Below are 14913 nucleotides of genomic sequence, written 5' to 3'. Positions count from 1 at the left end.
TCGGACTTTAACATGCGGCCTTGCATCACAAGGGAAGTGGCCTGTCCTGAACGACCCGTTTCATGACAAGAGTCGAGGTCAACCGTTGCACATTGGGTAACGTCGAAAGGCATTCATCGTAAAGCCTCTGGAAGGCCGGCAGATCCTGCGTGATCACGTGCAACAGGTAGTCGGGCTCGCCAAAAAGACGCTGGGCATCGACCACTTGCGGTATTTCGACAAGCGCCGTTTCGAAAGCTTCGACCGCTTGCCGGTCGCCCTCGCGAAGCGTTGCAAACACCATGGCGGAAAAGTTCAGGCCGAGGGCTGCGGGATCAAGCTGGGCACGATAGCCCAATAATACGCCTGATTCCTCCAATGCCCGGACTCGCCGATGGCATGGAGAAAGGCTCAGACCCACACGCTCAGCCAATTCGGTGACCGACAGCCGACCATCATTTTGCAACTGCGCAAGAATCTTTCGATCAATCCTGTCCATGCAAACGATTCTCCCAACTCCAGATGTCCTGAAGGATATATTTGAAAGTAAGTTCTAACAATTTTTTACTATTCTTCCTCATGGCATTTATTGCCACGCTCCAGTTAAAACGATGCATGGGCGCATTTGATCAATTGTTGCCGGTGGAGTTGGCACGCTGGTCGCCAACCACCCTGTATTCTTGCCAACCCTTACGGTGGCTGGGGCAGGTTATCTGCTTTGGCTGGGCGCTAACATGCTCACCCGTCCAGCCACGGCCAATGCCGATGAGACCCGGGAACCAGGCTCATGGAAAAACTGGGCGTTCAAAGGGCTATGCGTGAGCGGGATGAATCCGAAAGTGTTCCTGCTGTTTCTGGCGCTCTTGCCTCAATTCGCCGACGCTACCGCTCCCTGGCCGGTGCCGATACAGATGATTGCACTCGGACTCGTGCACACTGTCAGTTGCGGCCTGGTTTACCTGCTGGTGGGACTTGGTTCGCAAGTCATTCTTGGAGCGCGCCCTGACGCCGCCCAATGGGTCAGGCGTTTCTCGGGGGCTGCGATGATCATCATCGCGCTGGTGCTGCTGATCGAACAGATGGGAGGCTGATCCCCTTGGGCGGGATGTGGCGTACCTTTGAACGTAGCCCGTTGCTGCCACGAATTCTGCCCGTTCAGTTCATCCTCCAACGGCCAATGCTGGTCGGATACGGTTCTTCGTGAGAGGTATCAATCTGCCAAAATAGCCTGCCAACAGGAGTACAGACACATATTTCAGGCAAAAAAAAACCACTCATCTGAGTGGCTTTTTTCTGAATACTGGAGCGGGAAACGAGACTCGAACTCGCGACCCCGACCTTGGCAAGGTCGTGCTCTACCAACTGAGCTATTCCCGCATTGTCTTGATGACGGGCGCTATTCTAGCGTTTCAGAAAGCTGCGTCAAGCCCTTGATTCAAAAACTTATTTTTTTTCTGCCGTAGTCTTGAGGTGCGGCCACGCGGCTCTGAGGTATTGCACCATCGACCACAGGGTCAGCCCCGCTGCAACGAGCAGCAATGCGTAGCCGAGAATCACCCAGATCGTGATCGCAGGCGGGTTGCCCAGCAGAATGACCAGCGCGAGCATTTGCGCCGCCGTTTTCCATTTGCCCATATTGGAAACGGCAACCTGCGCACGCGCGCCGATTTCCGCCATCCATTCGCGTAGTGCAGAAATGACGATTTCGCGACCGATGATCACCGCTGCGGGCAGCGTCAGCCACAGATTGGCATGCGCCTGAACCAGCAGCACCAGTGCAACGGCCACCATCAGTTTGTCTGCTACCGGGTCGAGAAAGGCGCCAAATGGCGTACTTTGTTCAAGACGGCGGGCCAGATACCCGTCGAGCCAGTCGGTCGCCGCAGCGAACGCAAAGACTGCACTGGCGGCCATGTAGCTCCAGTGATAAGGCATGTAGAACAGCAAAATGAAGATCGGAATCAATAAAACGCGTAGTACGGTGATCAGATTAGGGATATTCATCGGCACAACTGGCTACGAGGTGAGCGGGCATTCTACTCGCTGTGCAGGTTTGCATAAATCGACTCTGCCAGCTTTTTACTGATTCCGGGTGCTTTTGCGATTTCATCGATGCTGGCACGGGACAATTCCTGTAATCCGCCGAAATGTTTGAGCAGGTCACGACGCCGGGTCGGCCCGACGCCTGCAACGCCCTCAAGGGTCGAGGTGCGCCGGGTCTTGCCGCGCCGCGCGCGGTGACCAGTGATTGCGAAGCGGTGGGCCTCGTCGCGAATCTGCTGGATAAGGTGCAACGCCGGAGAATCGCCGGGCAGCGTGAATTCATGTGCCGCGTCGTTCAGGTAAAGGGTTTCAAAGCCCGCCTTGCGCGTGGTGCCCTTGGCGACACCGAGCAGAATCAGATCAGGCACCTGCAATTCATTGAGCACATCACAGGCCATGGACATCTGGCCCTTGCCGCCGTCCACCAGCAGCACGTCAGGCAGCTTGCCCTCCCCGGCCTTGATGCGGCTGTAACGTCGGGTCAAGGCCTGATGCATGGCGGCATAGTCGTCGCCCGCCGTTACGCCTTCGATATTGAAACGCCGGTAATCGGACTTGATCGGGCCTTCGGGGCCGAATACCACACAGGACGCTACGGTCGCCTCACCACTGGAGTGGCTGATGTCGTAGCATTCGAGGCGCATTGGCGGATCTTCGAGCCCCAGCACCTTGGCCAGCGCTTCGAACCGCGAAGCCACATGCTGACGGTTGGCCAGACGCGCCGCCAGCGCCTGCTCGGCATTGGTGACGGCCATTTGCTGCCAGCGCGCCCGGGTGCCGCGCACGCGATGACTGATAACCATCTCGACGCCGCGAAGTTCTTCGATGGCGTCGACCAGCGCCGGGAAATCTTCGTTGATGACATTGACGATGACTTCGCCGGGCAGCTCACGATCGATGCCACCGAGAAAATACTGAGCCAGGAAAGCCGACATCACTTCGCCGACCTCCTCTTCTATGCCCACCTGCGGGAAAAAATTCTTGCTGCCCAGCACCCGTCCGCCACGCACGCTGATCAGGTGCACACAGGCGCCGCCAGGGTTGACGAACGCCGCAACCACATCGACATCGCCGGTGCCGCCGTCCATGCTTTGCTGGTCCTGGACACGACGCAACAATGCCACCTGATCACGCAACTCGGCCGCACGCTCGAAATCCAGCGCCATCGCGGCCTTCTCCATGGACGCGTTCAGCTCATCGCTCAGGGCGTTGCTGCGTCCTTCAAGAAACATGACCGAGTGACGCACGTCTTCGGCGTACACCTCAGGCTCGACCAGACCGACGCATGGCCCTTTGCAGCGCTTGATCTGGTATTGCAGGCAGGGCCGGTTGCGATTCCTGAAATAACTGTCTTCGCATTGCCGTACCTGGAAGGTCTTCTGCAGCAGGCTGAGGCTTTCGCGAATCGCACCTGCGCTCGGGTAAGGGCCGAAATAGCGCCCCTTGGCCTTTTTGGCACCTCGATGAATACTCAGGCGCGGGTAGTTACCATCGGACAGAAACACATAGGGATAGGACTTATCGTCACGCAGCAGAATGTTGTAAGGCGGCCGCCACTCCTTGATGAGTGTCTGCTCCAGCAACAACGCTTCGGTTTCATTGCCCGTGATCGTGGTTTCAATCTGGGCAATGCGCGCGACCAGCGCTCCGGTCTTGGGCGCGTGCCCGGTCTTGCGAAAGTAACTGGCAAGACGCTTCTTGAGGTTCTTGGCCTTGCCGACGTAAAGCAGAGTGGCGTCGGCGTCGAACATACGGTAAACGCCGGGGCGACCGCTACAGGTCGCGAGAAATGCACTTGAATCGAATGTCTGGGTCATGTTCAGGCGCTGGCATCAACCATGCCGTGACGTACAGCGAGCAAAGCCAGTTCAACATCACTGCTGATCGATAGCTTTTCAAAGATACGGTATCGGTAGGTATTGACGGTTTTCGGTGACAGGCACAGCTTGTCCGAGATGGTCTGGACTTTCTGGCAGCCGACAATCATCAGGGCGATCTGGATTTCACGCTCGGAAAGCAGATCGAACGGCGAATTGTTGACCTGCGGCTGAAACGACTTCAAGGCCAGCTGCTGGGCAATCTGCGGGCTGATGTAACGCTGACCGGCAAACACCAGACGAATAGCCTGGACCATTTCGGCAAGCCCCGCACCCTTGGTCATGTACCCGGCAGCACCTGCCTGCAGCAAACGGGTCGGAAACGGGTCTTCTTCACAGACAGTGACTGCGACGACCTTGATATCAGGGTGGCTACGCAGCATCTTGCGCGTCGCCTCCAGACCGCCGATGCCTGGCATCTTGACGTCCATGAGTACAACGTCAGGCTTGAGCTCGCGCGCCTTCTTCAGTGATTCCTCGCCGGAATCGGCCTGCCCGACAACCTGCAGACCGTCTATGTCGGCCAGCATGCGTGTGATGCCTGTCCGGACAAGATCATGGTCATCGACAACTAGCACCTTAATCAAGCAGACACCTCGCGCAACGGTCATAACGAATGCCAATCACCATAACAAAAACAATGAGTCAGACCTAGCACTGCGAACTCAGACTCTCGACAACTTGACGGTGGGTGCTTCGAGAACCACGGAAAAAAACCGCAGGCCGCAGAAAAGCAGGCTGCATGTCCGCCTCGCAATGCTTACCCTAAGGAAGCTTTTCAGGAGCGGAAAGCTCAGCGATGGTGGTCGTCAAACGCCTGATCGCATCCTGATCATCCTTGGTCAACACCCGGTAATTACCCAGAATCTTTTTTTCGATCACACTGAGGTTGTCAATCGGCACCGGCGTGCGCGCTCCCGTCAGCACATAGAGCACATCCACGCCTTTGGCCGCCACCGCGGCGAGGTAATCGGCCTTGGGCGCGCGATCACCATTTTCATACTTTCCCTGGGCGTTAGCCTCAACCCCCCCTATTTCACCGAAGGTGCGCTGAGACATGCTCAGACGCTCTCGTTCTTTTCTCAGCCGACAACCGATTCCACTCATTTGAATCCATGATCCTGTTAAAACTATCCTAACGAATGTTAGAATCCCGGGAAATTGAATAGATTTGAACGGTTTTGAACTATGCCCGGAATACGCACCGTCGCACAAGCCAAGGCCTGGCTCGAACAACAGGGAAAGTCTGTTCAGGAATTCGCTCGGGAAAACAGTATTGATCCGGCGACAACTTACCAGGTGCTGGCAGGCCGCAAGAAAGGCAGGCGCGGTGAAGCGCATAAGGTAGCCGTATTGCTGGGCATGAAAATCGGGACCATCCCGAACATGCAAACCCCGCAGGAAGAAGTAATGAGTGAAGAGTAGCTGATCCTGCCGGAGACTGCAGGCGCAATATGTAGAAGCCTGGCCGCACCATAGCCTGCCGCCAGGTAACTGTCATCAGCCGTTGAGCGGTTAGTTATCCCTCGCCCTCTGGACCAGCACGTCAATGCTCGTAGCCATTGATAATCCTGGTGATTGAATTTTCCAATTGAATGCGCCGCCGCTCCTGAAGTAAGCTTCGGAGCAATCAACGGAGACCCACCATGCTGCAATCCACTTCATCACTGCTTCAAGCGGCTGTCGGCATTTCCTGCCGTGCATGCGCTGTGGCTGTGCGGGTTGCCTCGGTGAATGCTCCTGTTCAGCTCAACTCTTATTATGGGTATTGGTTTAGCCACTGGCGCGCCTGATACTCATCCGGCGCCCACTTCAAGGGGACGCCAACCAGAGAATTCTCTACCCCCGGTCGGCTTCCCGACCGGGGGTTTTGTTTTTCAGGGCCAGGTATTTTCAACCCTTCATAAATATCACGCTGCACATTGAGGACTACGACATGAACTACGCCACTTATTACCGCAACGACATCGATTTCGCCTGGCGATTTAGCCATCTCCGTTCGGGACAGCCTGCCGCCTCCGTTCGGTCACTGCCAGGTGGCAACCACAAACGCCCGGCCAATACGGCCCTTTGTCGAACACCCCAGTAGGTCTGCGCGGGACTGCCCCGCCAGCCCAGGAAGCCAGAATATGAATTCGTCCGTTGCCGTAAAACCGTCCGACCTGTCCAGCCATGCAGTTGCTCTGGCAGACAACAGCCCCGCCTCGAAACGCCTGCCCGGCACGCTTGAACTGAAAATGCGCCTGCCACTGAATGCAGCGCTGACCGAACAGGTTGCTGCCCATCGCCGCGCCGTACGCGCCATCCTTGAAGGTGAAGACTCGCGACTGCTCGTTATCGTGGGCCCCTGCTCGATCCATGATCCGCAATCTGCTCGTGAATATGCCGAGCGGCTGGCAGGCCTTGCGGCGCAAGTCAGCGACCAGATGCTGCTGGTCATGCGCGCCTACGTCGAAAAACCGCGCACAACTGGGGGCTGGAAAGGCCTGGCGTACGATCCCCACCTGGACGGCAGTGACGATATGGCTGAAGGCCTGGCGCTGTCGCGACAATTGATGCGTGACATGCTGGGCATGGGCCTGCCGATCGCCACCGAGATACTGCAACCCATGGCCGCGGGCTATTTCGATGATCTGCTCAGTTGGGTCGCGATTGGTGCGCGCACCACCGAGTCGCAGATCCATCGGGAAATGGCCAGCGGTCTGCCCATGGCAGTCGGCTTCAAGAATGGCACTGACGGCGGCGTCGCGGTGGCCAGCGATGCAATGCGTTCAGCGGCGCATCCGCATCGTCACTTCGGCATGGACGGTCACGGTCATCCGGCAATCATCCAGACCCAAGGCAATCCGGACACTCACATTGTGCTGCGCGGCGGCCACAGCGGCCCCAATTACGATGGCCAGAGTGTTGCTCGGGTGCAGGCCAGCCTGACCAAAAACAGCATTGCATCGCGAATCATGGTCGATTGCAGCCACGCCAACAGTGGCAAGGACCCGTCACGCCAGCCCCACGTCTTTAACGATGTTCTGGAACAGCGCCTGTCCGGTAACGCTTCACTGATCGGCATGATGATCGAGAGCCATTTGTTCGATGGCTGTCAGCCGCTGGGCGAAACGCTGCAGTACGGCGTGTCGGTCACCGACGGCTGCCTTGGCTGGGAAGACACCGAACGTCTGTTGCGTAGCGCGGTTGACCGCCTGCGCTACAGATAAATATGACGAAGGAACTTTGTCGGGAAATACCGTACTGAATCCGGTACGCTATTTCTTTTTTTCACAGGAGATTGTTCCCCATGGCTAAAGCCACTGCCCGCCACATCCTTGTTTCGAGCGAAGACAAGTGCAACGAACTCAAGGCACAGATTGAAGGCGGCGCTGATTTCGCTGAAATCGCCAAGGCCAATTCCAGCTGCCCATCCAGCCGTCAGGGCGGTGATCTGGGTTCGTTCGGTCCAGGCCAGATGGTCAAGGAATTCGACACCGTCGTGTTCAGTGCACCAGTGAACACCGTTCAGGGTCCGGTAAAGACTCAGTTCGGTTACCACCTGCTGGAAGTGACCAGCCGCCAGGACTGATCCTGCTGCGCTGAGTACCAGACGGCTCATCTTCGGATGGGCCGTTTTTGCAGGTGGCCGTTAATACCGTTGCCTGCTCGCAGCGGCTTGGCGAAGCGACCATTTGTCTGTAGAAGATACCGCGACGCAGGTGCATGAGCGCTGCCATACTTTTACAGTCAGTCGCCTTTAACCCTGACATTCGCTTGCGAACGTCAGTCAGGATTCGAGTCATGCGTTTTGTTTTTTCATCGTTGCTCGCCTTGACGCTGACCTTCGTTGGCGCAACCCAATCGCTGTCCGCAGCCCCGCAACACGCCCTGACCGTTTACGGCGAAGCTCCACGCTATCCAGCCGACTTCAAGCACTTCGATTACGTGAACCCGGACGCGCCCAAAGGCGGCAGCATGCGCCGCTCGGCCATTGAAATAGGCCAGTTCGATCACTTGATGCCGTTTACCGACAAGGGCATGGGGGTTTCGCAGATCAATGGTCTGCTCTATGCCCCTCTGGCCATACGCTCTATGGATGAGCCTTATACGGTCTACGGCCTTGTCGCCGAGAAAATGGAGCGTGGTGCGGACGGCCTTTCCTTGCGCTTTTACCTGAACCCCAAGGCACGTTTCGCGGACGGCACACCGATTACCGCCAACGACGTTAAATACACCTACGAACTGCTGATGACCCAAGGCAACATGCAATACCGGACCGAGTTTGAGGCGGTCAAAGGCCTGGAAGTCGAATCCCCTTTGCAGATCCGTTTCGACTTCAAGCACAGCGACAGTCGCACCCTGCCCCTCGATCTCGCTTCACTGCCGGTCTTCCCCGAGCACTGGTGGAAATCCCGAGACTTCGCCAGTGGCGCGGGGTTTGAAGTTCCTCCGGGCAGCGGGCCTTACACGATCAGCCATGTCGACCCGGGGCGCACCATCACGTTTCAACGCGATCCAGGCTGGTGGGGCAAGGACCTGCCGGTCAGCAAAGGCCTGTATAACTTCGACAGGTTCAGTATCGAGTACTTCGGCGACATCGATGTAGCACGCACCGTACTCAAAGGCGGCGCCTACGATTACAATCGCGAGTTTTCCGCGACTGGCTACGCAATCCGCTATGACGGCCCGGCAATCAATGACGGTCGCTTGCAGAAGGCCCAACTGGCCAAGGGTGCGGTGCAAAGCTCACAGGGCTTCGTATTCAACCTGAGCCGACCGATGTTCCAGGACCGCCGCGTGCGGCAGGCGCTGTCGTTGCTCTGGGACTTTGAATGGACCAATCGGCAGATGATGCGCAACATGTACATTCGCCAGGACAGCTTCTTCTCCAACTCGGAGCTGGCTGCCAGCGAGCTGCCGACTCCCGCCGAACTGAAAATCCTTGAGCCGCTGCGTGGCAGGGTCCCTGACCAGGTGTTCGACAGCGTGTTCAAGGCGCCAAAAACCGATGGCACAGGCTTCATTCGCGACAAGCAACTGCACGCACTGGCGCTGATGAAAGAGGCTGGCTGGACGCCGCAGGGCGACCAACTGGTTAATGCACAGGGCGAACCCTTCAGCTTTACGTTTCTCAACGCACAGAACGGTTTCGAGCGGATGCTGCTGCCCTACAAGCGCACGCTGGCGCAGATCGGCATTCATTTTGACATTCGTCGCATCGATTCCGCGCAATACCTCAACCGGGTAATGGCCCGCGATTACGACATGATGGTCACCGGCTACCCGGTTTCTACCTCGCCCGGGGCCGAGTTGTACAACAGCTTTGGCTCGAAAGTAGCGATGGACCCAGGCTCCAGCAATTACATGGCACTTCAGGACCCCGCCGTCGATACCCTGATCTCCGGGCTGCTCAAGGCCGACAGCAAGCAGACCATGACCGACTATGCACATTGCCTGGATCGGGTACTGCAATGGAATTACTACTGGATTCCCAATTATTACCCGCCCGGCTCCTCCACCGTCTGGTGGAACCGTTTCGGCATTCCGAAAATCCAGGCCAGCAACAATGAAGCCATCGAAACATGGTGGGAAATCAGCCCGACGCCATTGACCAACGAGCAGTTCGCTGAAAAACGCGGTGCTTCAGCCATTGTTTCGGAGATGCACTGAATGCTCGGCTATATTTTTCGTCGCCTGCTGCTGATCATCCCTACCCTGCTGTGTATTTTGCTGGTCAACTTTTTCATCGTGCAGGCCGCGCCGGGCGGCCCTGTCGAACAGGCCATTGCACGCTTGCAGGGAATTGGCGGTGCGACCGTGGGCGCGGGTGCGACCGAGTCGGCCGGTGCCGGACACTCTCGAGCGTCTCGAGGACTGGACCCGGTTTTGATCAAGCAGATCGAACGTCAATATGGTTTCGACAAACCCTTGCATGAGCGGCTCTGGCTGATGCTGAAGAGTTACGCACGACTGGATTTCGGCAACAGCTTCTTTCGCGGTGCTACGGTGACCGACCTTATTCTGCAAAAAATGCCGGTCTCCATATCATTGGGCCTCTGGGCAACGTTGCTGACGTACCTGGTATCCATCCCGCTGGGTATTCGCAAAGCGGTCAAACATGGCAGTCAGTTCGATATCTGGAGCAGCACCGCGATCATCATCGGTTACGCCACGCCAGCCTTCCTGTTCGCCATGCTGCTGGTGGTGGTGTTCTGCGGTGGCACGTCGCTGAACTGGTTTCCGGTGCGCGGGCTGGTCTCGGACAACTTCGAGCAACTGACCACCGTCGGCAAGATCTCTGACTATTTCTGGCATTTGGTGCTGCCTGTTTCAGCGCTGGTGATTGGCGGTTTTGCCACACTTACCCTGCTGACCAAACATTCCTTTCTCAACGAAATAACCCGTCAGTATGTGACTACCGCGCGCGCCAAGGGCATGAGCGAGCGGCGCGTGCTCTATGGCCATGTGTTCCGCAATGCCATGTTGCTGGTCGTGTCGGGTATTCCGCAGGCGTTCATCAGCGTGTTCTTTGCCGGTTCGCTGCTGATCGAAGTGATCTTCTCGCTGGATGGCCTGGGCCGCATGAGCTATGAAGCGGCCGTTTCGCGAGATTATCCAGTGGTGTTCGGCTCGCTGTTCATCTTTACCGTTTTCGGCCTGCTGATAAAACTGATTGGCGATGTCTGCTACACGCTGGTTGACCCCCGAATAGACTTCAGCGCGAGGAATGCATGATGCGTAGCCTCTCGCCGCTGGCCCGTCGCCGCCTGGAGCGCTTTCGCAGCAATCGCCGGGGCTGGTGGTCGCTTTGGCTGTTCTGCGCGCTGTTTGGCCTGACTCTGGGTGGCGAGCTGATCGCCAATGACAAACCACTGATGGTCAGTTACCAGCACTCGCTCTACTTTCCGGTGTTCAAGCGCTACACCGAGCAACAATTTGGCGGCGAACTGCCCTTCCAGCCGGATTACCGCAGTGACTACGTGCGCCAGTTGATCACCAACGGCGACGGCTGGATGCTGTTTCCGCCAGTCCCGTTCAGCGACGACACGCCCAACTATGAATTGACTACCCCGGCCCCCAGCCCGCCCTCAGCGAACAACTGGCTCGGCACCGATGATCAGGCGCGCGATGTGCTGGCGCGGGTCATTTTCGGCGCTCGGGTGTCGATCCTGTTTGCGCTGGTCCTGACCTTCATCAGCGCGCTGATTGGCATCACCGCTGGCGCGTTGCAAGGCTATTACGGCGGCTGGGTAGACTTGTTCGGCCAGCGTCTGCTGGAGGTCTGGTCCGGCTTGCCGGTGCTGTACCTGCTGATCATCCTGTCAGGCTTCGTTGAACCCGATTTCTGGTGGCTGCTGGGTATCATGGCGCTGTTCTCCTGGCTGACGCTGGTCGACGTCGTGCGCGCCGAGTTCCTACGTGGGCGCAACCTGGAGTACGTCAAGGCAGCGCGTGCACTGGGCCTGGGGGACCGGAAGATAATCATGCGTCACATCCTGCCCAACGCGATGACTGCGACGCTGAGCTATCTGCCGTTCATCCTTACCGGTGCCATTTCGACCCTGACCGCGCTGGATTTCCTGGGTTTCGGCATGCCAGCGGGCAGCGCGTCACTGGGCGAGCTGATCGCTCAGGGCAAGCAGAACCTGCAAGCGCCCTGGCTGGGCCTGACAGCGTTCTTTGCCCTCGCGTTGATCCTGACGCTGTTGGTATTCATAGGCGAGGCGCTGCGTGATGCCTTTGACCCGAGGTCCTGATATGCCGGAAAACCTGATCGAAATTCGCGACCTGAGCGTTGCGTTCAGCGGGCAAAAGGTCGTCAGCAACCTAAGCCTGGATGTGCGCCGCGGTGAATGCCTGGCATTGGTGGGTGAATCGGGCTCCGGCAAGTCAGTCACTGCCCACTCGATCCTGCAACTGCTGCCGTGCAACGGCACGCTGACCACTGGCAGCATCACCTACCGGAGTCAACAGTTGGTGGGTGCTGACCAGCGCACCCTGCGCGAGCTGCGTGGCAACCGCATTGCCATGATTTTCCAGGAACCGATGACCTCGCTGAACCCGCTGCACAGCGTGGCCCGGCAGATAGGCGAGACGTTACTGCTGCATCGCGGCATCAGTGGCCGTGACGCGCAGAAGCGCATTGTCGAACTGCTGGAACTGGTCGGTATTCAGCAACCGGAAAAACGCCTGAAAGCCTACCCGCACGAACTGTCCGGAGGCCAACGCCAGCGGGTGATGATTGCCATGGCGCTGGCGTGCGAACCGGAACTGCTGATTGCCGACGAACCAACCACTGCGCTGGACGTCACCGTGCAACGCAAGATCCTCGTGCTGCTCAAGGAGCTGCAGCAGCGCCTGGACATGTCGCTGCTGTTGATCAGTCATGATCTCAATCTGGTTCATAGTGTGGCGCAGCGCGTCTGCGTGATGCGTGCTGGCGAGATCGTCGAGCAGTCCGATTGCAAGTCGCTGTTCAAATCGCCACAGCATCCTTACAGCCGTCTGCTGCTCGACGCCGAACCTGCGGGCGAGCCACTGCCACGCGACACGCGGGAAACGGTTCTGCAGGTCGACAACCTGAAAGTCTGGTTCTCCCTGACCGGCGGCATTCTGCGGCGGCACAAGGAGTACCTCAAGGCGGTGGATGACATCAGCCTGAGGATCGAGCGCGGCAAGACCCTCGGTATCGTTGGTGAGTCGGGTTCCGGCAAGTCGACTCTTGGCCAGGCGATCCTGCGTCTGCTGGAATCACGCGGCAGTATCCGCTTTCGCGGACAGGCGCTGGACGGCCTGAGTCGGAAACAGATGCGCCCGTGGCGTAAAGAGATGCAAGTAGTCTTTCAGGACCCTTACGGCAGCCTCAGCCCGCGCATGTCAGTGGCGCAGATCATCAGTGAAGGACTGGAGGTACACAGCCAGTACAACCCGGCGAAATGCGATGCAGAGGTCATTCGGGCACTGGAAGAAGTCGGCATCGACCCGCAGAGCCGGCATCGCTACCCCCATGAGTTTTCCGGCGGTCAACGTCAGCGTATCGCCATTGCGCGGGCGCTGGTGCTGAAACCCGCGCTGATTCTGCTCGACGAGCCTACCTCGGCGCTGGACCGCACCGTGCAGAAACAAATCGTCGCACTGCTGCGCGAGCTTCAGGAAAAGCACGGCCTGACGTACCTGTTCATCAGTCATGACCTGGCGGTGGTCAAGGCCCTCGCCCATGATGTCATCGTGGTAAAGGACGGCAAGGTTGTCGAGCGCGGCGCCAGCCACGATGTGTTCGACTCACCGCAGCACCCCTACACACAGGAATTGCTGGCGGCGGCGCATCCTGACTGATCTGGCCCATAATGAAGCTTCTGCCCGGAGGGCGCAGGAGCGTCACCGATTTACGCCTGCGGCCCCGGCGCGTCGTCATCGACCAGCCCCCACTCGGCGATGCTCGCCGTGCTGCTGCCGGTCGGGGCTGGCGGCGGAGTGGTCAGAGTCCCGGCGCCGCCTTCACTGTGCAGCTTGAGGCGCAGACGTACGTTGTTCTGCGAGTCAGCATTCTTCAGCGCCTCCTCCTCGCTGATCGCCCCTTCGACTGCCAGATTGAACAACGCCGTGTCGAAGGTCTGCATACCGAGGCTGCCGGATTTCTCCATGATGCCCTTGAGCTCGGTCAGTTCGTTGCGCTGAATCAGGTCGCGAATGGTCGGCGTGCCCATCATCACTTCCACCGCTGCGCGGCGTTTGCCGTCCGGGGTTCTGACCAATCGCTGGGACACGAACGCCTTGAGGTTGTTGCCCAGGTCATGCAGCAACTGCGCACGACGCTCTTCCGGGAAGAAGTTGATGATCCGGTCCAGCGCCTGGTTGGCGTTGTTGGCATGCAGGGTGGAGATCGCCAAGTGGCCGGTGTCGGCAAACGCCAGAGCATGCTCCATGGTCTCGCGGTCACGAATCTCGCCGATCAGAATCACATCCGGAGCCTGACGCAACGTGTTCTTCAGTGCCGCGCGGAAACTGCGGGTATCGACCCCCACTTCACGCTGGTTGACGATGGACTTCTTGTGCCGATGGATGAATTCCACCGGGTCTTCAATGGTGATGATATGGCCGCTGGCGTTGCGGTTGCGGTAATCGATCAGCGCTGCCAACGAGGTCGATTTGCCCGAGCCCGTGGCACCGACGAACAATACCAGCCCGTGCTTTTCCATGATTACGTCGAGCAGTACGGGCGGCAGGAACAGGTCCTCGAAACGCGGAATATCCAGTTTGATATTCCGCGCGACGATGGACACCTCATTACGCTGCATGAAGATGTTGATCCGGAACCGGCCGATGCCCGCCAGCGAAACGGCGAGGTTCATCTCCAGTTCGCGCAGGAATTCGAGCTTCTGCTCCTCGTCCATCAGCCCCTGGGCAATCACCGCCACCTCGCCCGGCTTGAGGGTTTCACTGCCCAGCGGCTTTAGCACACCGTTGAACTTGGCGCACGGAGGCGCTCCGGTGGAAAGATACAGGTCCGATCCGTCCTGACTGGCCAGAATCTTCAACAGCGCCGGAAAATCCATAATCAATACCGTACAAAATGAAGTAAAAGAACGACGACCGTCATGACGGCACGCGTAACGCGCGGGCGTCGATCAGCAAGTGCAGGCATAATGGCAGCCTTTTGCAGCAGGTGATATTGCGACATGAAAGCCCAAGCCCGCCATATTCTGGTGAAGACCGCCGAAGAGGCCGAACAGCTCAAGCTGCGCATTGCCAAGGGTGAGGCGTTTGACGTGCTGGCTAAAAAGCATTCTAGCTGCCCGTCCGGCAAACGTGGCGGCGATCTGGGCGAAGTCCGGCCAGGGCAAATGGTCGGTGCCATCGATCAGGTGATCTTCAAGAAGCCGCTACGCGTGGTGCACGGCCCGATCAAAAGCAAATTCGGTTATCACCTGGTGCAGGTCTTCTATCGCGACTGAGCCACAGGTCAAAAGCTGAAAAACCCCGAACCGGGTTAGGTTCGAGGTTTTTCGGACGTTGACCAGAGCAGTGA

General features: G+C 58.1%; 14 protein-coding genes, 1 tRNA gene and 1 pseudogene. 9 read left to right on the top strand and 7 right to left on the bottom strand.

The genetic code is table 11. The annotated features are described in order from the left end of the window. Positions 1-25: 25 nt before the first annotated feature. Positions 26-478, bottom strand: coding sequence for an Lrp/AsnC family transcriptional regulator (locus RGM3321_RS10960; protein ID WP_122339680.1), 453 nt, complete (start codon positions 476-478; stop codon positions 26-28). Positions 479-611: 133 nt separating this feature from the next. Here RGM3321_RS10960 and RGM3321_RS10955 point away from each other — a divergent pair. Next, positions 612-1070 (top strand): annotated as a pseudogene (locus RGM3321_RS10955) (LysE family translocator); the annotation flags it as partial. 210 nt (positions 1071-1280) lie between these two features. Here RGM3321_RS10955 and RGM3321_RS10950 read toward each other — a convergent pair. The 5 genes from RGM3321_RS10950 to RGM3321_RS10930 form a co-directional block, all read right to left on the bottom strand. Then, positions 1281-1356, bottom strand: a tRNA-Gly gene (locus tag RGM3321_RS10950). A 66-nt stretch (positions 1357-1422) separates the two neighbouring features. Further along, the gene (pgsA, locus tag RGM3321_RS10945; protein ID WP_002553346.1) at positions 1423-1983 is read right to left on the bottom strand and encodes a CDP-diacylglycerol--glycerol-3-phosphate 3-phosphatidyltransferase; all 561 of its coding nucleotides are present in this window, start codon (positions 1981-1983) and stop codon (positions 1423-1425) included. A 32-nt stretch (positions 1984-2015) separates the two neighbouring features. Beyond that, positions 2016-3839, bottom strand: coding sequence for an excinuclease ABC subunit UvrC (gene uvrC, locus RGM3321_RS10940; protein ID WP_244393054.1), 1824 nt, complete (start codon positions 3837-3839; stop codon positions 2016-2018). 2 nt (positions 3840-3841) lie between these two features. Next, positions 3842-4486 (bottom strand): UvrY/SirA/GacA family response regulator transcription factor, encoded by a 645-nt coding sequence (gene uvrY, locus RGM3321_RS10935; RefSeq protein ID WP_002553344.1) that lies wholly within the window; start codon positions 4484-4486, stop codon positions 3842-3844. Positions 4487-4664: 178 nt separating this feature from the next. After that, positions 4665-5006 (bottom strand): transcriptional regulator, encoded by a 342-nt coding sequence (locus RGM3321_RS10930; RefSeq protein WP_347880970.1) that lies wholly within the window; start codon positions 5004-5006, stop codon positions 4665-4667. A gap of 81 nt (positions 5007-5087) precedes the next feature. Between RGM3321_RS10930 and RGM3321_RS10925 the strand changes: the two genes are divergently transcribed. The 7 genes from RGM3321_RS10925 to RGM3321_RS10895 all read left to right on the top strand — a co-directional run bounded on the left by RGM3321_RS10925 (position 5088) and on the right by RGM3321_RS10895 (position 13220). After that, the gene (locus RGM3321_RS10925) at positions 5088-5324 is read left to right on the top strand and encodes a DNA-binding protein (RefSeq protein WP_244393052.1); all 237 of its coding nucleotides are present in this window, start codon (positions 5088-5090) and stop codon (positions 5322-5324) included. A 704-nt stretch (positions 5325-6028) separates the two neighbouring features. Continuing rightward, positions 6029-7111, top strand: coding sequence for a 3-deoxy-7-phosphoheptulonate synthase (locus RGM3321_RS10920; protein WP_244393051.1), 1083 nt, complete (start codon positions 6029-6031; stop codon positions 7109-7111). An 80-nt stretch (positions 7112-7191) separates the two neighbouring features. Next, a complete protein-coding gene (locus RGM3321_RS10915) occupies positions 7192-7473 on the top strand; it encodes a peptidylprolyl isomerase (protein ID WP_003417019.1) in 282 nt (93 codons plus the stop codon). A gap of 212 nt (positions 7474-7685) precedes the next feature. Beyond that, entirely contained in the window at positions 7686-9554 is a 1869-nt protein-coding gene (locus tag RGM3321_RS10910; protein ID WP_244393050.1) for an extracellular solute-binding protein, read from the top strand. Beyond that, a complete protein-coding gene (locus RGM3321_RS10905; protein WP_244393049.1) occupies positions 9555-10619 on the top strand; it encodes a microcin C ABC transporter permease YejB in 1065 nt (354 codons plus the stop codon). Further along, positions 10619-11641 (top strand): ABC transporter permease, encoded by a 1023-nt coding sequence (locus RGM3321_RS10900; RefSeq protein ID WP_244393136.1) that lies wholly within the window; start codon positions 10619-10621, stop codon positions 11639-11641. The genes RGM3321_RS10905 and RGM3321_RS10900 overlap by 1 nt, the downstream gene beginning before the upstream one ends. Position 11642: 1 nt before the next feature. Continuing rightward, positions 11643-13220 carry an ABC transporter ATP-binding protein gene (locus tag RGM3321_RS10895; RefSeq protein ID WP_244393135.1) on the top strand — a complete coding sequence of 526 codons (1578 nt, stop codon included), beginning with the start codon at positions 11643-11645 and terminating at the stop codon, positions 13218-13220. A gap of 50 nt (positions 13221-13270) precedes the next feature. On the opposite strand, the gene RGM3321_RS10890 is transcribed toward RGM3321_RS10895, so the two are convergent. Further along, positions 13271-14440 (bottom strand): PilT/PilU family type 4a pilus ATPase, encoded by a 1170-nt coding sequence (locus tag RGM3321_RS10890; RefSeq protein ID WP_244393048.1) that lies wholly within the window; start codon positions 14438-14440, stop codon positions 13271-13273. Positions 14441-14563: 123 nt separating this feature from the next. Between RGM3321_RS10890 and RGM3321_RS10885 the strand changes: the two genes are divergently transcribed. After that, on the top strand, positions 14564-14839 hold the full coding sequence (locus tag RGM3321_RS10885; protein WP_002553334.1) for a peptidylprolyl isomerase: 276 nt from the start codon (positions 14564-14566) through the stop codon (positions 14837-14839). Positions 14840-14913 lie beyond the last annotated feature (74 nt).

Origin of the sequence: Pseudomonas sp. RGM 3321, assembly GCF_022836805.1 — a bacterium.
Taxonomy (GTDB): Bacteria; Pseudomonadota; Gammaproteobacteria; order Pseudomonadales; family Pseudomonadaceae; genus Aquipseudomonas.
This window is presented reverse-complemented; position numbering and strand designations above follow the sequence as displayed.